We start from the raw sequence: 23,415 nt of genomic DNA on the forward strand, positions 1-23,415 counted from the left end.
GCGGTTTTAACCGCTGCCAGCCCCCGCTATGCCCCGCCTTTTTCAATCCTTACGTCCTCCCATTAGCCCTCCAAAATTCCCCTCTTCGGCTATGAAAGCACTTTTTACTTTGCGTTTTTTCCTGCTGCTGTTGGGGTGCTGGGCAAGCGCCCACCTTTCGGCTCTGGCCCAGGCGGCGGCCCCGGTAGCGGGCGCGGCTACCACGCCGGCTCCCAAGCGCCAGCTGCAGGCCGTACGCATTACGCAGGCTATCAAGCTTGATGGCGTGTTGGATGAGGCGGTGTGGCAGCAGGCCCCCGTGGCTTCTGATTTTGTGCAGCAGCGCCCCAATCCCGGCGTGCCGGAAAAGCAGAAAACGGAAGTGCGCATCCTCTACGATGACGCCAACCTCTACATCGGGGCCGTGATGCACGATGTGGCCCAGGACTCCATTCTGCGCGAAATGACCCAGCGGGACCATTTCGGCAACACCGACCTATTCTCAGTATTCCTGGACACTTACCAGGATCAGTTAAACGGTTACAACTTCACTGTTACTACCTCCGGCGTGCAGCTGGATGCGCGCTACTCCCCGGCCGGGGGCGAGGATTTCAACTGGAATGCCGTGTGGGACGCGCGCACCAGCATGCGCGGCACCGACTGGATTGCCGAACTGCGCATTCCCTACTCCGCACTCCGGTTTAGTAATGCGCCCGAGCAGCTTTGGGGCCTCAACTTTGCCCGCCAGCGCAAGCGCGACAACGCCCAGTTTTTCTGGAATGAGGTAAAACCGGCCGTCAATGGTTTTGTGAACCAGTGGGGGGAGTTGCGCGGGGTGCGCGACATCAAGCCCCCGCTGCGCCTCTCGCTCACGCCTTACGTCTCGGCCTACGTCAACCACAATCCGCTGAACGCGGAGGCCACCCGGCGCACTACGACCAACTTCAACGGCGGAGCCGACGTGAAGTGGGGCATCAACGAAAGCTTCACTCTGGACGCCACGCTGGTGCCCGACTTTGGGCAGGTGCAGAGCGACAATCAAGTGCTGAACCTCTCGCCCTTCGAGGTACAGTTCAACGAAAACCGCCAGTTTTTCACCGAAGGCACGGAGCTGTTCAACAAGGGCAACCTGTTTTATTCTCGCCGCGTGGGCGCTACCCCCATCGGGTTTTACGGCGTGCCGCTGGGTAGCAAGGAGAAGCTAGTGCGCAACCCGGCCGAAACGCGCCTGCTCAACGCCACCAAAGTATCGGGCCGCACGAAAAACGGCCTGGGGGTGGGTTTTTTCAATGCCCTGAGCAACGACGTGTATGCCACCGTGCGCAACGACGAAACCAGCCAGCAGCGGGAGGTGCTCACCCAGCCGTTCAGCAACTACAACATCATGGTGCTGGACCAGAGCCTGAAGAACAACTCCTACGTTTCGCTCATCAATACCAACGTTACGCGCTGGGGTAGCACCTACGACGCCAATGTAACCGGCGGCTTGTTCCGCTTCGCCAACAAGAAAAACGCCTACGCCGTGGATGGCAGCCTGGTGTACTCGCGGCGGCGCGGCACCGTGTTCGGCTCCGAGCAGCAGATTGACGACCAGGACGGCTACAAGTACCAGCTGGGCGTCGGCAAAATCAGCGGCAGCTTTACCTGGGGGCTCCACCACGGCATCGAGTCAGCCTCCTACAACCCCAACGACCTGGGCATTCTGTTCGGCAACAACAACATCCGGCAGTCGGTGCACGCAGCCTACCGCAAGTTTAAGCCCTTCTGGAAGGTGAACAACATGGCCTTTTTCGGGCAGGTGAGTCATTCGCTGCTTTACAAGCCTACCCGCTACCAGAACATGAACTTCTACACCGGGTTCAACACCACCTTTACCAAAAGCTTTCTGCAGGTGGGCTACGATTTCGACGCCAGCCCCGTCACCCACGACTTTTACGAGCCTCGCACCTTCCCGCTGGGCGAGTACTTTGTGCGCGTGCCCGGCAACGCCGGCATCGTGCTGTTTGTCAACTCCGACTCCCGCCGCAAATTCGCGTACGGCGTGAATGCCGGCGGCCGCCTCTACGGCCTAGATGAGCGCCTGGCCCGGGCGCGGCGCCTGCGCTACAGTGCCGGTTTCTACCCCCGCTACCGCGTCAATGACCACCTTACTTTCCGCTACAGCTTGGATTGGAGCTTGGCCGATAACCAGATTGGCTACGTGAACGGCGGCCTGAGTGCCCAGGAGGTGCTGGACCAGCCCTTCCTCGGCCAACTTATGCTGGGCCGCCGCGACGTGGCCACCGTTTCCAACGTCGTATCCGTGGCGTACACCTTTACCAACCGCATGTCGTTTACCCTGCGTACGCGCCACTACACCAGCAACGTGCGCTACGCCGATTTCGCCGCCCTCGGCCCCGGAGGCCAGGAAACGCTGGTAGACTACCGCCGCAACCGCGACAATACCTACAATGCCTTCAACGTGGACGCGGTGTACTCCTGGTGGTTTGCGCCCGGCTCCCAAGTCAGCATCGTTTGGAAGAATGCGGGCTCCACCTTTTTGCTGGCCGAGGAGGCTACTCCGCAGTATTTCAACAACTTCAACAACACCATCAATACACCCCACAACAACTCCCTTTCGGTGAAAGTCCTTTACTACCTCGACTACCTCACGTTCCGGCGCAATAACTAAAGGGCAAGCCCGGCCGCTGGCGTAGCCCGTTGTCCTACCTCTCACACGAGCTCAGAGGGTGCTCTTGCGGGCATGTCAGGGCCCCGGGAGGTAGGGAAGCGGGGCAGCTGGTCACCTGGTAGAGGGGGCCGTTCATCGAAAAACTGCTGCCCACGATGCGCGGCTGCGTACTTTCGCCTCTCTACCGGGCGCGAGTACGCGGCCGCGCTTTTACGGCGTCGGCCGCTTTGCTGCCCGGGCCCACCCTGTTCCCGCCCTGAGTTAGTATGTCCTCTATTCTGCAGTACTACCGCAATCCGCTGGGTAGCATTACCTACGACCTCGCGGGGTTTGTACAGCTCACCTGGTCTGATGCTCCCATTAGCTCCCCCGAGTTGCAGTCCATCTACGCACACACGTTGCAGGCGCTGCGGCATCATGCGGCGCGTAAGCTACTCACCGACCAGCGGCAGCGGCAGCCCCTACCCCTAGCTGAGCAACGCTGGATTGTGGAGCATTGGATTCCGCGGGCCGTGCAGGAATGCGCTTACAACCGCTGCGCCATTGTAGAAAGCCAAGACACAGTGCGCCGGCAGGCCGCACGGGCCGTGGGGCAGGCCCTGGGCACTAATCCGCCTTTGTTTCAATATTTTACGGAGGAAGACGTAGCTCGAACCTGGCTTCAGCAGGACAACTAGCCCCCATGCAACAACTCCGGGGCTACCAGCCCCGGAGTCGTTGGGTTTGTAATACAATGAATTCGGGCAGGGAAAATTCGCCCGTTACGTAGCGCTGTAGTAGCTGCATCGTGGCAGCCGTCACCAGCGTTGTGCCTTCCTGACTGATGCCAGAAATGTACTCTGCCTGCAGCAACCGTTTCGCCCAGGCATGTTGTTCTGCAACGGGCATGGAGGCAGGAGGCGCCTGAAAATGCATAAGCAAGTTAGGATGGTGCTCTTTTACGTACGCTAGCATTACCCTAACCAGATTGCCCTACCCGAATAAATCAGTTCTGCGCCACCCGGCGCCTGCCACCCGCATACGCCCAGCACCCCACGGTTGGCGGGCAAAACGTACCCCGCAGAAGGCCCGCTGTTTTCTGGCTTGTTTAACACTCAAACACGGTTGCCTTGCCCTGCCGCACGTGTTCCGGACCCTGGTAGCGGGTAGCGGGCAGGCTGCGCAACAGCAGGTATAAGCCCGTAGCCGAGAGTTCCTGAATTAGGGCGCTGGACATGCCACACCAGTAAATAATGAGGTGGGCCAGCCGGGCCTGCTGCTCGGCCTGAAATATAGCCTGCTGCCCCTCATAAGAAACGCTACGTAGCTGTTGGCAATCAACCCAGAGCGTGTCGCTGCCGCGGGCAATGGCCTTGTTCAGAGCCTCTTGCAGACATTGTGCCTCTTCCGCGGTGCTGCAGGTGCCGCGCACACTTACCCCCTGGTTAGTAGGAGGCCCCCCGAACTGAATAGTTAACGTCTGAGCTGGCACTTACAGTAGATTTGGTATATACTATTCCAAGAAACACTGCAAAGCTAGAAGCCAGGCTCCTCATTTAAGCCCGTCAAAACCCGTATTTACCCTGCGGATTTTACGCAAATTTACCACCTGCCAAGCGGGCCAGATCTAGGCAAACAAGTCGGCGTTATCAGCGGAATACCCTACCCTAGTTGGTATATAGCCACTGCTGGGCGGTGGTCATTTCGTCAAATTCGAAGAGCTGCACCGTGGGCTGCTGGGTGTGGCGCAGCATGGCCTGGATGCACAGCCGCCCGGGCCAGTCCATGGCGTTTAGCACGGCCATGGATGTAATTCCTTCCTCAACCAACCGGGGGTAGAAAGTCTGCCCCAACCACGGCGTGGTAGGCGCCCAGCCATCCAGCAGTTCAGTGGAGTCGTTCAGAACTTTCTGGCTGTGGGTGCTGCGCACAGCGGCCAGTAGCAGGCTGCAGTTTTCCTCCACCAAACGTGGCGTGTGGGTTCCGCGCAACTCTACGTGGAGCCAGTTCTGCTCCTGCTTGTGAAATATTGTAAAAGACGGCGAATCAAATAAGAGCATAAACCTGGAGGCACCTTAATAGAGAGCTTCCGTGCGGAAGCTCGTACTCAACGCACAACCAAGGCTAGATAATTCCCTGGTTTCCAGCTCCATTTTACGCCTTCTCCTATTCGAGCCCCGGCAGCCGCCCACCAGAAAAACACCTACAATGACTTCGTGAAACTGACCTTGATTTTGAGTTGAAAGTCACTGATGACTTTGAATATTTCCTTAAGCGTGACTTGTTCGACCTGGGTAAGAGAGGTCGGGTCCAGGTAGTTGGTGGGGGTAGTGCGGTCATTGATGATCTGGCGGGCCTGTTTCTGCAGGCGCATGCCCATCAGGTAGTAGTAGGCCTGCAGCAGTTCCTGGGTTTCCTTGGCATTGAACACGCCCTGCTCCCGCAGTCCGGCCAGCCGCTCACCGGTGTTGGTGGGTAGCAGCTGGTGCTGCAGCGCGTACACCCGCACTAGGTCCACAATTGGGGTCATGGCCTTTTTCAGGTCAAACACCTGCTGGCCCTCCTGGGCGAAGGTGCGAATGTTGCGGAAGAACGTCAGCGGGGGCTCGTACTGCAGGGCGTTTTTGGCCATGAAGAACAGGAAGCGCTCCAGGGGCTGGGCCAGTTCCTGGCGCAGAAACTCCTGCAGCTCCCGCATCAGGCTGGCCTCGCCGTAGAGGTAGCGGCAGTCGAAGAAGGTAGCAAACTGCATCACCGTTTCGGGGTTCGATTCGCTCATCCACTGGTGGTAGTTGCGCTTCCAGTGCGAGAGGGAATGGGTCCACTTGGGGTTCTTGGCCATGAAGCCCCCGCTGCAGTAGTGCAGCCCAATGTGATTAAGCTGGTCGGAAACGGCCGTGGCAAAGCGCAGGAAGTACTCCCGCACCAGCTCGCGTTGCTCGTTGGCCTTGTCCTCGTAGATGATGGCGTTGTCCTGGTCCGTGAGCAGAGTTTGCTCCTGGCGGCCTTCGCTACCCAGCACCATGAACACGAACTTGGCCGGGGCCGGCCCTAGCTCGGCCAGCACGTTTTCAATCACCTTCAGGGCAATGGTATCGGCCACGGTGGAAATCACCTGGTTCACGATGTCGGCCTTCACGCCCCGGCTCAGGAGCTGGTTGACGATGTCGGGTACCATTTGCCAGCGCCGCTTCAGCTCCCGGGTGCCCTGGGCTAGCTTCACGGCCTGAATGAACATGAATGGCGACTGGGCCAGGTCGCTGAGCAGCTTATTGCGGCTCAGGAAACCCACGTACTCGCCGGCCCGCTCCACCAGCAGGTAGCGGGTTTTGGTCTGAAACATCAGCAGAATGGCCTCATACACGAAGGCATCCTGCGAAATAGACACCAGCGGGGTGGCCGCCACGTCCGCCACCGGCCGGGCCGCATCCAACTGGCGGGCAATTACGGAGTCGCGCAGGGTAATGTCGGTGCAGTAGCCGCTGATGGCCCCCGTGTCGGTATCGGTCACGAATAGGCAGCTGACCTTGGCGGCAGCCATGCGCCGGGCCACTTCGTAAATCGGCTCACTGCCGGGGCAGGTCACCAGCTCGCGCACCTCCACGGTGCTGATGCGGCGGGAGAACAGCTGATCGGCCACCAGAAAGTTCTGCTCCGGCGGGTTAACGGGCTTCACGAAGTGGGCAAACTCCTCGTTGAGCATCCGCTCCCCGTAGCGGGCCGTGAAGTAGTGAAAGAACGGTCCGTAGGCCTGGCACAGGGCTCGAAAGTCGCGGCGGGCTAGCTGGAGCACGCGCGTGCCCTTGTGCACGATTACCGTGCGCAAGGAGCGTTTCTTGTTGAGCAGAATGGACATGCCGCCGTAGCAGGTGCCGGGGCCATACACCTCGGGCAGGCGCTTGTGCTGCTGACTGTCATAGAAGAACGTTTCGTACTTGCCCTCCACAATAATATCGAGGCTGCGCACCTTGGACGTATCCTGCTGGTAGAGCAGCGTTTCGCGCGGGTGGCGCACTTCCTGCAGCAGGTCTACTACTCCCAGCAGCACCTCCTCGGGCAGGAGGTTGAAGGGCGCAACGGTACGAAGAAAAGCAAGGCGATTATCCATAGAGCAGCCAATATACAAGCAGAAGCAACCCCGCCACCAGCAGGCCCAGCCACCACCCCCCGGGCTCCAGCCAGCCTAGCGGCCTACCCTCCGGCACGGTCAGGAGCTGCTGGCCCTCCAGGATTTCTTCGGGAAGCAAGCCGCGGCGGCGCAGCTCGAAAAAGCAGCGGGCTGTGGCTACGGCGTCCACGTAGGCGTCGTGGTGGTGCGCCAGGGGTTCAGCGAACAGCAGTTCGTGCAGCTCATGCAGGCGAAGGCGGCGCGCCGGGCCGCCCGGCAGTGGGGGCCAGGTGGCCGCCATTGTGCAGAACTGCGGCAGGCCGGGCAGTGGGTTAGGTAGCCCTACCCGGGCGAAGGCTGCTCCCAACACGTGAAAATCAAGGCGCAGAAAATGCCCAACCACGCGGGGCCGGTACGTGGTCAAATCCTGGAGCAGGCGGCGCAAGACGGGTTCCGGGGGCTGCCCCTGCGCCTGCAAGAACTCCGGGGTCAGGCCGTGAATGGCAATGGCGGCGGCCGGCATACTCCCAGCTGGAATCTGGAGGTAGGCCTGATCGGCCTTCACGAACTCGCCCTGCCCGGTGTAGACCACCCACCCTACCTGCGCCACGCTGGGCCAGGCATTTTCCTGGCTGTGGGGCCGGTCCCAGCGGGTAGGCAGGCCGGTGGTTTCCGTGTCTAGGAAGAGCAGGTAGTCCGTCATGAAGGGTAGCAGCGGCCGGCGGGGTTACTAGGCAACCGTCCCGATAAACTTAGCCGAGGGGTCGCGCAGGGGGCCAGCCGGGGCCGGGGGCAGGCGGTCGGAGGAGCCGCGCACCAGCAGTTCCGGCCGCAGGGCCACTTGGCGGGGGGTAAACGGGCGGCCGTCGGCCTCAATCAACTCCAGCAGCAGCCGCACGGCGGCCTGGCCCATTTCCTCACAGCGCTGGTCGATGGTGGTGATGGGAGGCTGGGTGATGACGGTGAAGGTTTCGTTGCTGAAACCAGAAATAGCCACGTCCTCGGGCACGCGCAGGCCCTGGCGGTGCGCTTCCTGCAGGGCCCCAAGGGCGCAGTAGTCACCGGCGGCAAACACGCCATCCGGGGGAGTAGGTAGGGCCAGCAGCTGGCGCATGCCCTCGGCGCCCTGGTCCTGGGCCATATCCGAGTACAGAATCAGGCTTTCGTCTTCGGGCAAACCGGCTTCCCGCAGCGCATCGAGGTAGCCCTGGCGGCGGTTTTTGTAAATGTTCAGGTGTTGGGGACCGGCTAGGTGGGCAATGCGGCGGCAGCCCTGGTTGAGCAGGTGGCGGGTAGAAACGTAGCCACCCTCCTGGTCGTCGAGCACCACGGCATTTACGTTGTCACCCTCCACAATCCGGTCGAAAAACACCAACGGCAGGCCCCGGCCGCGCACTTTCTCGAAATGGCGGAAGTCAAGGGTAGTGCGCGAGAGCGACACCAGAATACCCGCCACCTGGGCGCTGAGCAGGATGTCGAGGTTGCGCCGCTCCTGGGCCACGTCCTCGTTCGACTGGCAGATAATAACGTTGTAGCCCGCCCGGCTGGCGGCCGTTTCAATGCCATGCACCACCGACGGGAAAAACCGCCCCTCAATGTAGGGCACCACAATGCCAAGCAGCTGGCTTTTGCCCTTGCGCAGGGCCGAGGCCAGGCGGTTGGGCTGGTAGTTGTACTTCTTAGCCAGCTTGAGCACCTTCTGCTTCATGGCCGGCCCAATGCTGTGGTGGTCACTGAGCGCCCGCGAAATGGTGGTCATGGACACGCCTAGCTCCCGGGCCAGATCGGCCATGGAAACGGGACTGGTTGTAGTTGAATCCGGGGCTTGCTTTTTTCGGGGAGCCATACTATAAGGCGCTACACAATGCTTTGTGTAAAGATAGTAGAATTTGTAATCTTATGGGCAGCGTTGCAGGAAGAACCCGCTGCTGATTCTGCTAGTGAAGTAGGAGGCAGAGCCTAAATATAACTCTTCTGCGCTTGATTATCCGGCCGCAAGCTGATTTGCGAAATAAACTGCCGGCATGTTGAGTTTTTCTTATTACTTTACACAATCGATTGTGCCATTTCCAATTCGGTATTCCTTCTACCGGCCAGGGTGCCACCGAAAGTTTTAACTCCGCCGCTTTGCCCGCGGCCGAGGTCAACCCACCAGCTTACCCGCACTTCGCTCATTTCCCTTTCTCCTATGCCCACATCTTCCCCCACCCGTATTGCGCAGTTGGCTACGGGCCTGGCTTTGTGCAGCGCCCTTGGTTTACCTGCTGCCCTAGCCCAAACCAAACCCACGGCGGCCAACACCCTGACGGTCCAGGTTAATAAGCCCGGCGCACCCATCGCCAAAACCATGTACGGCCTCTTCTTCGAGGACATCAACTTCGCGGCTGATGGCGGCTTGTACCCAGAGCTGGTCAAAAACAAATCGTTTGAGATTCAGGGTCAGCACTTTATTGGCTGGAACGCCATTCGGGGCGGGGCCGGCCTGCAGACGTACACCGTGGTAAGCGAGCGGCCCATCAGCGCCACCAACAACCACTTTGCGCGCCTAACGGCCCGCACGGCCAATCCCGACGCGGGCCTGGTAAACGAAGGCTTCCGGGGCATGGGCGTCAAGCAGGGCGCCGAGTATACGTTTTCGGTGTATCTGCGGCGCGGGCCGGGTAGCGTGAGTGGCCTGCGGGTGGCTCTGGAAGAGCAAGGGCGCCCGGGGTCGGGGCCCGAAGCGGCTACCTCGGGCCGCGTACTGGCCGAAACCCAGGTTACGGGCCTCACCGACCAATGGAAGAAGTACACCGTTGTGTTAAAACCCTCCGCCACGGCGGCCCGGGCCCAGCTTAAGCTGACGCTGGAAGGCGCCGGAACCTTGGATATTGATGTAGTGTCGCTGTTTCCGAAAGACACCTATAACCAGCGGGAGAACGGCATGCGCACTGATCTGGTGCAGCTGCTCAAGGATATGAACCCCGGCTTCCTGCGCTTTCCCGGCGGCTGCATCGTGGAGGGCCGGACCCTGTCGGAGCGCTACCAGTGGAAGGAATCCATCGGCGACCTGGCCTCCCGCGTGCCCTTGATTAACCGCTGGAACATGGAGTTCCGGCACCGCTCCACCCCCGATTACTACCAGTCGTTCGGGCTGGGCTTCTTTGAATATTTCCAGCTTTCCGAGGACATCGGGGCTGAGCCCGTGCCCATTCTGAACGTGGGCATGGCCTGCCAGTTTAACTCCTCGGAGCTGGCTCCCATCAGCAGCGCGGCCACGGGCGGCGGCAGCGGCCCCAGCGCCTCAGCCAGCACCGGCCACAACCACGCCGACGATGATCCGTCCCTGGAAACGTTTATTCAGGACGCGCTGGATTTGATTGAGTTTGCCAACGGTCCAGCCAGCTCCACCTGGGGCGCTAAGCGCGTGGCTATGGGGCACGCCGCTCCGTTCAACCTCAAGTTTATCGGTATTGGCAACGAGCAGTGGGGCCCCCAGTATCTGGAGCGCTACGAGCCGTTCATGAAAGCCGTGAAGGCCAAGTACCCCAGCATCAACATTGTATCCAGCGCCGGTCCGAGCCCCGACGGGGAGCTGTTCACTAAGGCCACGGAGCGTCTGCGCGAGCTGAAGGCCGAGGTTATTGACGAGCATTACTACGCCAAGCCCGAGTGGTTCCGCCAGAACGTGGGCCGCTACGACAACTACCCCACCACCGGCAGTAAGATTTTCGCCGGCGAGTACGCCGCCCAGAGCGTGGCCATCGGGAGCCCCGACAACAAGAATAGCTGGGACTGTGCCATTTCGGAAGCCGCCTTCATGACCGGCCTGGAGCGCAACGCCGATAAGGTTATCATGGCCTCCTACGCCCCGCTGTTCGCCCACGTGGATGCCTGGCAGTGGACGCCGGACCTAATCTGGTTTGACAACCTGAAGGCCTACGGCACGCCCAACTACTACGTGCAAAAGATGTACAGTACCAACCCCGGCACTACCATGCTACCGGTGCAGCGCGGGGCGGGTGCCAAGAACGGGGCCGAAAACCTGTTCAGCAGCGCCACCGCCGACGATAAAACCGGGGAAATCATTGTGAAGCTGGTGAACTACTCGCCCGAGGCCCGGCCCGTTACGGTTAGCCTGCAAGGCGTGAAAAAGCTGGGCAAAACCGGCAAAGCCACGGTGCTGGCCAGCAACGACCTCAACGCCGTGAACAGCCTAAACCAGCCCATGAACGTTGCCCCCAAGGACGAGTCGTTTAAGATTTCCTCCTCGAACGTAACCTACACGCTGGCCCCTAACTCGTTCACGGTGCTGCGCATTCCCGGCAAGCGCTAAGCAATGGCCCCCCAACCCATGAAAAACGCCCTGCTTCCCGCCGCTTTACCCCTGCTGGCCAGCTTGCTGCTGGCGGCCCCTACCCTAGCGCCCACCGCGGCGCTGGGGCAGGCGGCCCCGGTGCCCGTGGCTAGCAACCCAGTTATTAAAGACAAGTACACCGCCGACCCGGCTGCTCTGGTACACAACGGTACCGTGTACCTCTACACCGGCCACGACGAGGCCCCGCCCCGCCGCGACGGTTACGTGATGCACGAGTGGCTATGCTACTCCTCCCAGGACATGGTGCACTGGAAAGAGCATGCTTCGCCCCTGAACGTCAAGGCCTTTGCCTGGGCCAAGGATGATGCCTGGGCTTCCCAGGTAATTGAGCGAGGCGGCAAGTTCTACTGGTACGCGGCCGTAGAGCACGGCTCCGTGCCGGGCAAGGCCATTGGGGTAGCCGTGGCTGATAGCCCGACGGGCCCGTTCCGGGACGCCCGGGGCTCGGCCCTGATTACCAACAACCTGACCGAAAGCCCCATCATGTGGGACGACATCGACCCCACTGTATTCGTGGACGACAAAGGCCAGGCCTACCTCTACTGGGGCAATACGAACTGCTACTGGGCCAAGCTCAAGTCCAATATGACGGAGTTGGACGGGCCCATTAATAAGGTGACGACCCTGCCCAACTTCACGGAGGCACCCTGGGTGCACAAGCGCGGTGGCTGGTACTATCTAAGCTACGCCTACCAGTTTCCTGAGAAGATTGCCTATGCCATGAGCCGCAGCCCGGAAGGCCCCTGGGAATTCAAGGGCCTGCTCAATGAGGTAGCCGGCAACTCCAACACCAACCACCAGGCCATCATCGACTTCAAGGGCCAGTCTTACTTCATCTACCACAACGGTAGCATTCCAACTGACGGGGGCTCATTCCGCCGCTCTGTTTGCATTGACTACCTCTACTATAATAAGGATGGGACGATGAAGCGGGTGGTTATGACGACGGAAGGCGTGAAGCCCGCGAAGTAATTCGTTGGCCGGCACAGTCAATGCCTCTTCCACTCAACACAATCGTTTATGTATTCAGCCCTACGAAAGTGCCTGCTACCCCTAGCTTTGCTGCTGACTGTGGTGGAGGCCCGGGCCCAAACCGCTCCGACGCTTATTCCGGCCCACGACCCAGTAATGGCCCAGCAGAATGGCACGTACTACATGTTCTGCACGGGGCCCGGCATTGCGGTGTGGTCGTCGAAGGACCGTAAGACCTGGACTCGGGAAAAGCCTGTTTTTGCTGAAGCCCCCGCCTGGGCCACCCAGGCCGTGCCAGGGTTTAAGAACAACCACATTTGGGCACCCGATATTTCGTTTCACAACGGCGTGTATTCGTTATTCTACTCGATTTCGGCCTTTGGTAAGAATACGTCCTGCATTGGGCTGGCTACCAACAAAACCCTAGACCCTACCTCCAAAGACTACAAGTGGGTAGACCAGGGCCGGGTAGTGCAGTCGGTGCCGGGGCGCGACATGTGGAACGCCATCGACCCTAACCTGATCCGCGACGAGGCGGGTGCGCCCTGGCTGTCGTTTGGCTCTTTTTGGGAAGGCATCAAGCTGGTTAAGCTCCGCCCCGACCTTACGGCCCCGGCCCAGCCTGAGCAGTGGCGCACTATTGCCAAGCGCCCCCGCACCCCTCAACTCAACGATTCCTTGCCCGGCGACGGGGCCATTGAAGCGCCTTTCATCTTCCGTCGGAACGGCTACTACTACCTCTTTACGTCCTTCGATTACTGCTGCCGAGGCCCGCAAAGCACGTATAAGATTATGGTGGGTCGCGCCAAAGCCGTTACCGGTCCTTACCTGGACAAGGCCGGCACTCCCCTGGAGCAGGGCGGCGGTACCCAGGTGCTGGCCGGCGACAAGAACTGGTTTGGCCTGGGCCATAACTCGGTGTACACCTTCGACCAGACCGATTATCTGGTTTTCCACGGCTACGACGCGGCTGACAAGGGCCGCTCCAAGCTTCGGCTGGAAAAGCTTAGCTGGGATGCAGCGGGCTGGCCGGTAGTACAACCTTAGGACAAAGCCGTTGTTTCAGCGCACAATCGTTTGTGCATATTGCCAACAAACCCTACTTTTCAACTTACTTGCCAGACTGCCAGCTACCGGCACCGATTACGGTATCGATTCCGGTCCTTTTTCTCTTATTCCGCTTCACTTGAGCCTAGCCCAAGGCCCCGCGAAGCCGTAGCTTGGCATTTGTCCTACCCTTTTCTGACTTCCCGTGACTAACTCTGCTACTTCCCCCGCTGAACTAAGCGTGAACACCATCCGGCTGCTGTCGGTCGACATGGTACAGGCGGCCAACTCTGGGCACCCGGGCCTGCCGCTTGGGGCTGCGCCCATGGCCTACGTGCTGTTTTCCCGCTTTCTGCGCTTCAACCCCCAGGACCCTAAGTGGCCCAACCGCGACCGGTTTGTGCTGTCGGCCGGCCACGGCTCGGCCCTGCTCTACAGCCTGCTGCACCTCTACGGCTACGACTTGTCCATGGACGACTTGAAGGCCTTCCGGCAGCTGCACTCCAAAACGCCGGGCCACCCGGAGTCCAACATCACGCCGGGCGTGGAAGTCACTACTGGCCCCCTGGGTCAGGGCTTCGCCAACGGGGTGGGCATGGCCATGGCCGAGGCGCACCTGGCGGCCGTGTACAACCAGCCCGGCTACCCCCTGATGGACCACTATACCTACGCCATCGTTTCGGATGGGGACCTGATGGAGGGTATTGCGGCCGAGGCAGCCTCCCTAGCCGGCCACTTGAAGCTGGGTAAGCTCATCTACCTCTACGACGACAACGATATCTGCCTGGACGGGCCCACCAACCTTTCCTACACCGAGGATGCCCTGGCCCGCTTCGCGGCCTACGGCTGGCATACCCAGCGCGTGACCGACGGCAACGACCTGGATGCCATTGAGGCGGCCATTCGGGCGGCCCAGCAGGATACGGAGCGGCCCTCTATCATCTCGGTGAAAACCATCATTGGCTACGGCAGCCCCCAAGAAGGCACCAGCAAAGTGCACGGCTCGCCGCTGGGCCCCGACAATTTGAAAAAAGCCAAGCAGTTTTTCGGCTTCGACCCCGAAGCCACCTTTATCGTACCCGAGGAAGTACGCACGCACCTGGCCGAGGCCGGGCAGCACGGCGCACAACTTCAGGCAGAATGGCAGCAGAAAACAGAGGCGTTCCGGCAGGAGTACCCAACAGCGTGGGAACTGTTCCGAACTTCGTTTGCGGGTGAGCTGCCCGCAGGCTGGGATGCCTCGCTGCCCGTTTTTACCGCCGCCGATGGCGCCCTGGCTACCCGCCAGGCCTCGGGCAAAGCCCTGAACGCCCTGAAGCAGTCGGTACCTTTCCTGTTCGGGGGCTCCGCCGACCTGGCCAGTTCCAACGAAATGCCCACCAGCGGGGCCGTGAGCTTTCAGCCCGGCTCCTATGAGCACAACAACATTTGGTTTGGGGTGCGGGAGCACGCCATGGGCGGGGCCATGAACGGCATGGCCCACCACGGCGGTGTGCGCACTTACGGTGGCACCTTCCTGACCTTCTCCGACTACATGCGCGGCGCCATCCGCCTCACGGCCCTGGCCGAGTCGGCCGCGACGTTCGTCTTCACCCACGACAGCATCGGGCTGGGCGAGGACGGGCCCACCCACCAGCCCGTGGAGCAGGTGGCGGCCCTGCGCACCATCCCGAACATTGTGGTGCTGCGCCCCGCCGATGCCAACGAAACCGTGGAATCCTGGCGCGTGGCCCTGACTACCCCCAAGTCGCCGGTGGTACTTATTCTCTCGCGCCAGAAGCTGCCGGTGCTCGACCCAAGCCAGTTCGGCTCGGCTCGGGAGGGCGTGGCCCGCGGCGCCTACATCCTGCGCGAAGCCGAAGGCGGCCAGCCCCAGCTGCTGCTGCTGGCTACGGGCTCGGAAGTAGCGTTGGCCTTGCAAGCCCAGGAAGCGCTACAGGAACAAGGCGTGGCCGCCCGCGTAATAAGCATGCCGTCGTGGGAGCTATTTGAGAAGCAGGACAAGGTCTATCAGCAGCAGGTGCTGCCTCCCACGGTTCGCAAGCGCGTGGCTATTGAGGCCGGCTCGCCCATGGGCTGGCACAAGTACGTAACCGATGAGGGCACCGTCATTGCCATGAACCGCTTCGGCGAATCGGGGCCCGGCGAGGCGGTTTTGGAGCTGTTCGGCTTCTCGGTGGAGAATGTAGTCAAGCAGGCCCACCACGTACTGCAGGGGCAGCCCGCCGAAATTGAAAAGAAGGAAGTTCTGTCGTAATACTTGTTGGCTTTAACAGAACGGCATGCTGAACGGCATGAAGCATCTTGTGTGCTGAGGTTGTGAAGTAACGGTCATGCAGAGGCGTAGCCGAAGCATCTCGCGGGCCGATGTAGGGCAGTCATTCAGAGTCAGCCCGCGAGATACTTCGACAAGCTCAACATGACGTCCTTTTTACCTCTTTACTACGGAGTATACTGCCCACCTTCCACTTACTTTCTCACATTTCTACTACTTCAACACCACCCACACATATGAACCCACTTGTTGCCATTCACGACTTCGGCCAGAGCATTTGGCTGGATTATATCCGTCGTAACATCCTGCACAACGGGGAGTTACAGCGCCTGATTACCGAAGATGGACTGCGGGGCGTAACCTCTAACCCCGCCATTTTCGAGAAAGCCATTGCCGGCTCCGACGACTACGCCGACGATATCCGCCGGCTGGCCCAGCAGGGCCTCTCGGCCGACCAGATTTACGCCGAGCTGGCCATGGCCGACGTGCAGCAGGCCTGCGACCTGCTGCGCCCCCTCTACGACCACCCCGAAAACGGCGGCGATGGGTACGTGAGCCTGGAAGTATCGCCGGAGCTGGTAAACGACACCGAGGGCACGGTAGCGGAAGGGCTGCACTTCTGGCAAACGGTAAACCGCCCCAACGTAATGATTAAGGTGCCTGCTACCCCGGCGGGCTTACCAGCTATTCGGCAGCTGATTGCCGCGGGCGTGAACGTCAACGTGACCCTGATTTTCAGCGTGGAGCGCTACCGTTTGGTGGCCGAAGCCTTCCTGGCGGGCCTCGAAGACCGGGCAGCGGCCGGCAAGCCCATTCGCCGGATTGATTCGGTGGCTAGCTTTTTCCTGAGCCGGATTGACGTGCTGATTGACCCCCAGCTGGAAAAGCTGGCCGCGGAAGGTGGCGAGAAAGGGGCCTTGGCGCAGAGCCTGGTGGGGCAAGTAGCTATTGCCAGCGCCAAGCGCGCCTATGAGGTATTCCAGGAAATTTTTGCTGGTCCGCGCTGGGAGGCGTTGCGGGCTCAAGGTGCCCAGCCCCAGCGCCTGCTCTGGGCCAGCACCGGCAACAAGAACCCCAATTACGACGATTTGAAGTACGTGGAAGCCCTCATCGGCCCCAACACGGTCAACACTATTCCAGTGGAAACCCTGGACTTCTACCGTGCCAAAGGTCAGCCGGCCAACCGCCTAGCCGATAAGCAGGAAGTAGCCGTGCTCGACCGGCTGCCGGAATTGGGCCTCGACCTGGAAGCCCTGAGTAACCAGTTGGAGCAGGAAGGTGCCCAGAAGTTCACGGAGCCCTTCGGCAAGCTGATGCGCGTGCTGGAGCAGAAGCGCCAAGAAGCCTTGGCCAGCACCCCGGCCTAACGGGCCCTGTGCTTGCCTGGCCGGAGTAGCGCACGGCCGTTGTTGTCTTGGTGAAGCAAGTGCCCTGCCCCTGTTTCGGGGCTGATGGGTACTGCTAGTAGTACTGTGAAGCGGGGAAAGCCTTGGGCTCTCCCCGCTTTTTCTTACCATATTTTTCTATGGCGGAGCGTACTCCCGTCCAGCACCGGGTAGCGGTTAGCGCCCTATTTTTTGTGGCCGGTCTGTGTTTCGCCTCCTGGGCCTCCCGTATTCCCGACATCGGGCTGCGGCTGAAGCTCAGTGAGGGCGAGCTGGGCCAATTGCTGCTAGCCCTGCCCGTAGGTTCCATGCTGGCCTTGCCGGTAGCAGGCTGGTTGGTGCACACGTACGGCAGCCGACTGGTAGTGCTGGCGGCTACTTGCCTGTACGCGGGCTTTCTGCCCCTGCTGGGCTGGGCGGGCAGCTTTTGGAGTTTGGCAAGCAGTCTGGTATTGTTTGGTTTTGCAGGCAACCTGCTTAATATTTCCGTGAATACTCAGGCCATAGGCGTGCAGGCGGCCTACGGCAAACCCATCATGGCCTCCTTTCATGGGCTATGGAGTTTGGCTGGCTTTCTGGGCGGGGCCGTGGGCACCCTCCTGCTCCAGTGGCGCTACACCCCGCTCGAACACTTCCTGCTCATAACGGGTAGCGGGCTACTGCTCACCCTGCTAGCCCACCAGCGCACCCTATCTCTGGATACGGGCCCTGATGCCGGCGGCTCCAGCCTGCGCCGACCAGAGCCCTACCTGCTGCGCATCGGCCTGATTGCCTTTTGCGGGATGCTGTGCGAGGGCTGCATGTTTGACTGGAGCGGGGTGTACTTTCAGAAGGTAGTGCAGCCTGATGCTTCATTGGTTACGGCCGGGTACGTGGCGTGCATGAGCACCATGGCCCTGGGTCGCTTTATCTCCGATTATTTCACCCACCGTTTCGGTACCCAACGCATGCTGCAACTCAGCAGCGCCCTGATTACGCTCGGGTTGCTGTTAGCAGTGGCCTGGCCCGCGGTAGTGCCCGCAGGGGTAGGGTTTTTACTGGTAGGTTTTGGCATTGCCTCCGTTACGCCGCTGGCCTACAGCGCGGCCGGCCAATCCACTACGGTGTCGCCGGGTGTGGCGCTAGCTACGGTTTCTTCCATTGGCTACTTGGGATTTCTGCTGGGTCCGCCGCTGATCGGGCTAGTGGCGGAAGTCCTGAGCTTGCGCGTGTCCTTTGCTCTGGTTGCTGGGCTGGGAGCCGCTATTGGACTGTTGGCCGCTCGCCTGAAACTGCAGCCCACCTCCCTAAAGGTTGCGGTTCTGCCCTGAAGGTTGCTGCCAGCTGCGTTGTGTAGAGCTTGCTTCTCAAGCAGTTAGTGTCTAACAACCCAACACGCCAGGAAAGCACTTACCGTCATGGTGTAGGAACAGCAGCAAACTAGCCGCGGCTACTTAGTAATACTACTCAGGTACTTGCCCGCGACAACTCCTGGCAAGTAGTGCCGGTCTGCGTACAATGCCGTTTCATGCACTACAGTATACGTATTGAAGCGTTGCTTTTTAGCAGTGAATAGGCTTTCCATAAAAAGACCTGTAATAATTTGTTGGTAATTTGTTACGATTTCGCTAATCTTACTCACCCAAGTTATTGCTGCTGCTCAAGGGTAGATTTTCACCCCACTACCCTTCTCAGAACCTCCTAGGTCCGTATTTTCCATCGAGCCTTTTTTTGTACTCCTGTACACAATCGTTTGTGAAGAATAAAAACACAAACGATTGTGTTAGTCTTTCCATAATTCCCACACCCTCTTACATGAAAAAGCCTATACCCAAGATGCGCCGGGCTACCATTCCAGCCCTGCTCTGCTGCCTACCCCTGCAGCCTGCGCTTGCCCACACCGTTGGTATTGCCAATGAATCTTCCTCTCATCAAGTTGCCGCTTCTCGCGCTGACATTACCGTGTCTGGCCGCGTGGTAGATGAAAAAGGCAGTGGGCTGCCGGGCGTGAACGTCATCGTCAAGGGCTCCACCGTAGGTACCCAAACCGATGCCGACGGCCGCTTCACGCTAACCGCCCCCGACAATGGCACGCTGCAGTTTTCCTTTGTCGGCTACACCGCTCAGGAAGTACCCATCAGCGGCCGCACTTCCGTCAATGTGGCCCTTGCTCCCGACAGCCGCAGCCTCTCGGAGGTAGTAGTGGTAGGTTACCTAGCCCAAGACCGGCAAAACCTGACCAGCGCTACTAGCAGCCTCGATGTAAAGGAAGCCAATAAAACACCCGTACCAACGGTAGCCCAGCAGTTGCAGGGCCGTACCCCTGGAGTGAACGTGCAAGGCACTGGTGGCCCCGGCGACGCGCCAGTAGTAACGATTCGCGGCATTGGTTCGCTTGGCCTAGCCAATACGGGTCCGCTCTACGTCATTGATGGTGTCTGGACTACGGATCCGCGTAGCTTGAACCCCAATGATATTGAAACCTTAACTGTACTGAAGGATGCCTCTTCAACGGCCGTTTATGGCTCTAGCGGCGCTAATGGAGTAATTCAGATTACAACTAAAAAGGGCCGGGCAGGTACACCAACCATCAGCTTTAATGGGTACGTTGGTGTAGATCAGGCGCGCAAAAAGTATAATCTCACCAACGCCAGTGAGTGGGCGCAACGCGCGCGGGTTGCTTATAGCAATGCGGGCCTCGACATTCTCAACGCAGGCCAGAACAGCTTATCGGGCGCCGTACCAGTATCGGAGGGTGGCACTTTCGACCCCAGTGTCGATACCGATTGGCAGGATGCCTTCCTTCAGGTTGGCCGCCGTGAAAACTACAATCTGACTATTGGCGGCGGTAGCGTCGGCGACAAAAGTTCTAGCAACTTTTTGGTTTCAGGAGATTATTTCCACCAGGAAGGCATTGTAAAAGGCCCTGACTTTAAGCGCTACAGTCTGCGTTTGAACTCAGGCATAAGCCGCGGCCGGTTCCGGTTTCAGGAAAATTTGCAGTTTTTGCATACCGATGCCACGCTCCTGAACGGTGTGCCGTTCATTGACGTGCTATTGATGATTCCGAGCATTCCGGTGTACGACCCTACCAACCTTAAGGGTGGCTTTGGGGTAGGCTCTACCCGCCTCAATACCTTTGCCACCAACCCGGTGGGTGCCCAGGAACTGTTGCGTCGTACTCAATCTGAAAACAGACTGGTTGGTAATGCCAGCGCCGATGTATCGATTTTCGATTTCTTGACTTACCGTTTGAACGTAGGCCTGAACCTGCACACCTATGCCAACGTGGATGCCCAGAAAACCGGCATCATCCGGCAGAACACAGAAATTACCTCGGCTTCGCTGAATGAGTTTTTAGGTTATGACACGTACCTAATGGCCGAGAATACGCTGAATTTCACCAAGACATTAGGCGAAAACCACATCAACGCGCTGGTGGGTTATGGTGTGCAGAGCTACCGCCAGCATAACGTGCAGGCAGGAGCTCAAAACTTCACCTCGTCTCCCCGGTACTACTTTGAGTTGAGTGCCGGTACCCAAAAGGGCGCAATCCTTGGCGGATCAACGGAATACGGCATCCGCTCGTTTTTCACGCAGGCTACGTACGACTATAAAAACCGCTACCTGCTCTCGCTGAGCGGACGCCGCGACGCGTCGTCGCGCTTTGCCAAGCAAAACCAGCAGGCCGATTTTGGGGCCGTCTCGCTGGGCTGGCGCATTAGCGAGGAAGATTTCTTTAAGTCGGCATTACCCCAAATCAATAACCTGAAGCTGCGGGCCAGCTACGGCGTTATCGGTAATGAAGCTCTGTATGACAACTATCTGCCCTACGCATTTGTGGGTCAGAATATTAACTACGTCATTGGCACAAACCAGCAGATCGTAAACGGAGCTTCGCAGATTCGGTTGAACAGCCCTGATGTGCAGTGGGAGGAGCGCGCTACCAAAAACATCGGCTTCGACTTGGTTACACTAGATAACCGGCTCAACTTCTCCGTTGACTACTACGTTGCCGAAACTCGCAAAGCGCTTGTCGAAGTGCAAGTGCCCACGTACCTGGGTAACTTCGGCGGTAATCCGCTGCAAAATGCAGGCAGCCTCGAGAACCGCGGTTTGGAATTGGCCCTTGGCTACCACGAGAACAAAGAATCCTTCACCTATGGCGCCGACTTTACCTTAACTACGGTGAAGAATAAGGTTACTAAGGTGGCGGTTGAAGGCCAGACGATTGGGGGCGGTGAGGGCCCTACTCGCACGCAACTTGGGCGTGGGGTAGGTGAATTCTTTCTAATTCCATTCGATGGTATTTTCCAAACGCAGGAAGAGGTAAACAACCATAAATCGTCGAACGGCACCGTTATTCAAGCGTATGCCTCGCCCGGCGACGTGCGCTATAAGGACACTAATGACGACGGTAAAATTGACCTTGCAGACCGCGTATTTGTAGGTAGTGCCATTCCTAAGATTCAATTGGGGCTAAATCTGAATGCAGGTTACAAGAACTTTGACCTGTCGCTGTTCCTGCAGTCCTCGCTTGGCAACAAAGTATATAATGTAGCCAAGCGGGCTTTGGAAAGCTACAATGGGCCTAACAACTACGATGCTGACGTAACTCCTTGGTCGCCCGATAACCCTTCGACAACGACGCCCCGACTCCTACAAGGTGGCGGAGCAGGTAACTTAGGCATTGCCGCCGGTCAAAACTCCCTAGCTAACACCACGCGGTGGCTTGAAAGCGGTAATTACTTGCGTCTCAAGAACATTCAGCTTGGCTACACCATTCCGAAAAGCCTAACCAGTATGGTACCCAGCCTAGGCTCTGTGCGCTTTTACGTGACAGGCACCAACATACTGACCTTCACCAAGTACACCGGCTTCGACCCTGAAACGCCTGGTACCGGCTTCTTTAGCCGTGGCATTGATGACGGCTCGTACCCCAACGTGCGCACGGTCATTGGTGGCGTGCAACTCAATTTCTAGTAGTGTGTGGCGAGGCTCAGGGAACTGAGCTGCGCTGGCCTAACCGATTTTACCTCCCAAGAATATGAAAACCAATAAGCTGGTTGCGCTGCTGTGCGCTGGCGGTCTTTTTCTCACTACCACGGGCTGCGAGAAGGATTTGCTGGATAAAACTAACCCGAACGCTCCAACTACGGCTGAGTTCTGGAAAACCTCCGATGACGCCGTAAAGGGCGTGTACGCCTGTTATTCGGGCTTACAACAGTTTGCTGTTTACTACCGGAGCTGGCACTTTATGGCCCACCGCTCCGATGAATCTTACAGCCAAAGCCCATTCGTGGAGCTAGCCAATTTCACGCGCTTCCTTACTCCTGATAATAACTTTTTCATTTCGTCCTTCGCCTGGAACGACTACTATCGCACCATTTTCCGCACCAATCAGGTGCTGACCAATGTACCAGGCATTACTATGGATGAGACGTTGAAAAAACGTCTGCTGGCAGAAACGCAGTTTATTCGGGCGCTATCCTACTTCGACCTGGCTTACTTCTTCGGCAATATCCCCTTGATAACGGTCGAGTCTACGATTACTACTCGTGTTAAACAAGGAACACAAGCCGAAGCAGAAGCTCTGATTATTGCCGATCTATTAGCCGCCATTCCAAATCTACCTCTCGAATACAGCGCAGCTGAAAAAGGCCGCGTTACGAAGGGAGCAGCGCAGGCGTTACTGGCTCGCGTGTACATGCACCAGCGCAAGTACTCAGAAGCGTCCGCCTTATTTACGGAAATCATTAATTCCGGCAAATACTCACTGGTACCGAACTATCTCGACAACTTCACGGACGCCAATGAAAACAACTCTGAATCGTTGTTTGAGGTACAGTTCACAAGTGCCGTGTTAGAACTGGGCCAGGGGCAGGACAACGCCGCCGCCTCGGAAAGCCACGACCGGCCTAACTTCTTCGGCCCTCCCGGCCCTACGTTTGCCGACGTGCAGCCCCGGCGCTGGCTACTAGATGAGTACCGAGATTCGACGGTAAACTTTGCGCCCGGTAGCACCACCCGGCATCTGATTGACCCGCGCCGCGACGTAAGCATCATTAGCAACAGAAATCCGGAGCGCTTCTATGGTAAAACCTTTGCAGAATGGGGCTGGAATCCTTCTCAACAATACTGGCGCAAGTACCTTAACGACCGAACCCGCACGAACGAAAATTTCACCTCTGGCATCAACCATCGTGTAATTCGCTACGCCGATGTGCTGCTGATGCAAGCCGAAGCACTGACGGAGCTTGGCCGCACTGCCGATGCGGTGCAGCTAGTAAATATGGTGCGGCAGCGGCCTTCCGTGAATTTGGCCCCGCTTACCGGCACCTACACGGCAGCTACGTTGCGCCCACTCATCCGTAGTGAGCGGGCCAAAGAACTAGCTGGCGAAGGCACCCGCTGGTACGACATTTTACGCTGGGGCCTGATGGATACGCAGGCCGGCATTGACGAGTTAAAAAACCGCGATGCCGATTTTAACAATTTCCGCCTCGGCATCTCCAAACTGCTACCCATTCCGCAGCGCGATATTGACATTGACCCAGGTGTAAAGCAAAACCCTGGCTACTAGCATAGGTCTGTAACCTGCGCACGCATCGCCTGCCAACAGCCGCTCCGGTCCAGTACCGGAGCGGCTTTTTGGGTGCCAAG

At 58.8% G+C, this 23,415-nt stretch carries 16 protein-coding genes; 10 read left to right on the forward strand and 6 right to left on the reverse strand.

Annotated elements, in window-relative coordinates:
* Nucleotides 1-91: 91 nt before the first annotated feature.
* Both MWH26_RS10925 and MWH26_RS10930 read left to right on the forward strand, forming a co-directional pair.
* Entirely contained in the window at nucleotides 92-2,650 is a 2,559-nt protein-coding gene (locus tag MWH26_RS10925) for a DUF5916 domain-containing protein (protein ID WP_247974309.1), read from the forward strand.
* A 266-nt stretch (nucleotides 2,651-2,916) separates the two neighbouring features.
* Nucleotides 2,917-3,327: a hypothetical protein gene (locus tag MWH26_RS10930; protein WP_247974310.1), complete on the forward strand. Its 411-nt coding sequence runs from the start codon at nucleotides 2,917-2,919 to the stop codon at nucleotides 3,325-3,327.
* Nucleotides 3,328-3,349: 22 nt separating this feature from the next.
* Here MWH26_RS10930 and MWH26_RS10935 read toward each other — a convergent pair whose 3' ends face one another.
* From MWH26_RS10935 to MWH26_RS10965, 6 genes are all read right to left on the reverse strand, one after another.
* Nucleotides 3,350-3,538 (reverse strand): hypothetical protein, encoded by a 189-nt coding sequence (locus MWH26_RS10935; protein ID WP_229728734.1) that lies wholly within the window; start codon nucleotides 3,536-3,538, stop codon nucleotides 3,350-3,352.
* A 199-nt stretch (nucleotides 3,539-3,737) separates the two neighbouring features.
* Nucleotides 3,738-4,121, reverse strand: a complete 384-nt coding sequence (locus tag MWH26_RS10940) for an STAS domain-containing protein (RefSeq protein WP_247974311.1) — start codon at nucleotides 4,119-4,121, stop codon at nucleotides 3,738-3,740.
* A gap of 175 nt (nucleotides 4,122-4,296) precedes the next feature.
* Complete coding sequence (locus MWH26_RS10945) at nucleotides 4,297-4,689, reverse strand: hypothetical protein (RefSeq protein ID WP_247974312.1); 393 nt, start codon at nucleotides 4,687-4,689, stop codon at nucleotides 4,297-4,299.
* Between the two features lie 143 nt (nucleotides 4,690-4,832).
* Nucleotides 4,833-6,737: a DUF294 nucleotidyltransferase-like domain-containing protein gene (locus MWH26_RS10950; protein WP_311136861.1), complete on the reverse strand. Its 1,905-nt coding sequence runs from the start codon at nucleotides 6,735-6,737 to the stop codon at nucleotides 4,833-4,835.
* Nucleotides 6,730-7,440, reverse strand: a complete 711-nt coding sequence (locus tag MWH26_RS10960; RefSeq protein ID WP_247974313.1) for a 3'-5' exonuclease — start codon at nucleotides 7,438-7,440, stop codon at nucleotides 6,730-6,732. The genes MWH26_RS10950 and MWH26_RS10960 overlap by 8 nt, the downstream gene beginning before the upstream one ends.
* A 27-nt stretch (nucleotides 7,441-7,467) precedes the next feature.
* The gene (locus MWH26_RS10965) at nucleotides 7,468-8,583 is read right to left on the reverse strand and encodes a LacI family DNA-binding transcriptional regulator (protein WP_247974314.1); all 1,116 of its coding nucleotides are present in this window, start codon (nucleotides 8,581-8,583) and stop codon (nucleotides 7,468-7,470) included.
* A gap of 342 nt (nucleotides 8,584-8,925) precedes the next feature.
* On the opposite strand from MWH26_RS10965, the gene MWH26_RS10970 reads away from it, so the two are divergent.
* The 8 genes from MWH26_RS10970 to MWH26_RS11005 all read left to right on the forward strand — a co-directional run bounded on the left by MWH26_RS10970 (nucleotide 8,926) and on the right by MWH26_RS11005 (nucleotide 23,335).
* Nucleotides 8,926-11,052, forward strand: coding sequence for an alpha-L-arabinofuranosidase family protein (locus MWH26_RS10970; protein ID WP_247974315.1), 2,127 nt, complete (start codon nucleotides 8,926-8,928; stop codon nucleotides 11,050-11,052).
* A gap of 18 nt (nucleotides 11,053-11,070) precedes the next feature.
* On the forward strand, nucleotides 11,071-12,066 hold the full coding sequence (locus MWH26_RS10975; RefSeq protein ID WP_247974316.1) for a glycoside hydrolase family 43 protein: 996 nt from the start codon (nucleotides 11,071-11,073) through the stop codon (nucleotides 12,064-12,066).
* 48 nt (nucleotides 12,067-12,114) lie between these two features.
* On the forward strand, nucleotides 12,115-13,113 hold the full coding sequence (locus tag MWH26_RS10980) for an arabinan endo-1,5-alpha-L-arabinosidase (RefSeq protein ID WP_247974317.1): 999 nt from the start codon (nucleotides 12,115-12,117) through the stop codon (nucleotides 13,111-13,113).
* 205 nt (nucleotides 13,114-13,318) lie between these two features.
* A complete protein-coding gene (tkt, locus tag MWH26_RS10985; protein ID WP_262921948.1) occupies nucleotides 13,319-15,370 on the forward strand; it encodes a transketolase in 2,052 nt (683 codons plus the stop codon).
* A gap of 254 nt (nucleotides 15,371-15,624) precedes the next feature.
* Nucleotides 15,625-16,755 carry a transaldolase gene (tal, locus tag MWH26_RS10990; RefSeq protein WP_247974318.1) on the forward strand — a complete coding sequence of 377 codons (1,131 nt, stop codon included), beginning with the start codon at nucleotides 15,625-15,627 and terminating at the stop codon, nucleotides 16,753-16,755.
* A 158-nt stretch (nucleotides 16,756-16,913) separates the two neighbouring features.
* Nucleotides 16,914-18,083: an MFS transporter gene (locus MWH26_RS10995; RefSeq protein ID WP_247974319.1), complete on the forward strand. Its 1,170-nt coding sequence runs from the start codon at nucleotides 16,914-16,916 to the stop codon at nucleotides 18,081-18,083.
* Between the two features lie 484 nt (nucleotides 18,084-18,567).
* Entirely contained in the window at nucleotides 18,568-21,735 is a 3,168-nt protein-coding gene (locus MWH26_RS11000; RefSeq protein ID WP_247974320.1) for a SusC/RagA family TonB-linked outer membrane protein, read from the forward strand.
* Between the two features lie 64 nt (nucleotides 21,736-21,799).
* Nucleotides 21,800-23,335: a RagB/SusD family nutrient uptake outer membrane protein gene (locus MWH26_RS11005; protein WP_247974321.1), complete on the forward strand. Its 1,536-nt coding sequence runs from the start codon at nucleotides 21,800-21,802 to the stop codon at nucleotides 23,333-23,335.
* The last annotated feature ends 80 nt before the right edge of the window (nucleotides 23,336-23,415 follow it).

Origin of the sequence: Hymenobacter sublimis (assembly GCF_023101345.1) — a bacterium.
Classification (GTDB): domain Bacteria; phylum Bacteroidota; class Bacteroidia; order Cytophagales; family Hymenobacteraceae; genus Hymenobacter; species Hymenobacter sublimis.

Bases quoted from the DNA above. Each gene is read 5' to 3' on its own strand.
- MWH26_RS10935 (WP_229728734.1), bottom strand. From the start codon at position 3,538: ATGCCCGTTGCAGAACAACATGCCTGGGCGAAACGGTTGCTGCAGGCA.
- MWH26_RS10950 (WP_311136861.1), bottom strand. From the start codon at position 6,737: ATGGATAATCGCCTTGCTTTTCTTCGTACCGTTGCGCCCTTCAACCTC.
- MWH26_RS10960 (WP_247974313.1), bottom strand. From the start codon at position 7,440: ATGACGGACTACCTGCTCTTCCTAGACACGGAAACCACCGGCCTGCCT.
- MWH26_RS10970 (WP_247974315.1), top strand. From the start codon at position 8,926: ATGCCCACATCTTCCCCCACCCGTATTGCGCAGTTGGCTACGGGCCTG.
- MWH26_RS10925 (WP_247974309.1), top strand. From the start codon at position 92: ATGAAAGCACTTTTTACTTTGCGTTTTTTCCTGCTGCTGTTGGGGTGC.
- MWH26_RS10975 (WP_247974316.1), top strand. From the start codon at position 11,071: ATGAAAAACGCCCTGCTTCCCGCCGCTTTACCCCTGCTGGCCAGCTTG.
- tal (WP_247974318.1), top strand. From the start codon at position 15,625: ATGAACCCACTTGTTGCCATTCACGACTTCGGCCAGAGCATTTGGCTG.
- MWH26_RS10930 (WP_247974310.1), top strand. From the start codon at position 2,917: ATGTCCTCTATTCTGCAGTACTACCGCAATCCGCTGGGTAGCATTACC.
- MWH26_RS10980 (WP_247974317.1), top strand. From the start codon at position 12,115: ATGTATTCAGCCCTACGAAAGTGCCTGCTACCCCTAGCTTTGCTGCTG.
- MWH26_RS10965 (WP_247974314.1), bottom strand. From the start codon at position 8,583: ATGGCTCCCCGAAAAAAGCAAGCCCCGGATTCAACTACAACCAGTCCC.
- MWH26_RS11000 (WP_247974320.1), top strand. From the start codon at position 18,568: ATGAAAAAGCCTATACCCAAGATGCGCCGGGCTACCATTCCAGCCCTG.
- MWH26_RS10995 (WP_247974319.1), top strand. From the start codon at position 16,914: ATGGCGGAGCGTACTCCCGTCCAGCACCGGGTAGCGGTTAGCGCCCTA.
- MWH26_RS11005 (WP_247974321.1), top strand. From the start codon at position 21,800: ATGAAAACCAATAAGCTGGTTGCGCTGCTGTGCGCTGGCGGTCTTTTT.
- MWH26_RS10945 (WP_247974312.1), bottom strand. From the start codon at position 4,689: ATGCTCTTATTTGATTCGCCGTCTTTTACAATATTTCACAAGCAGGAG.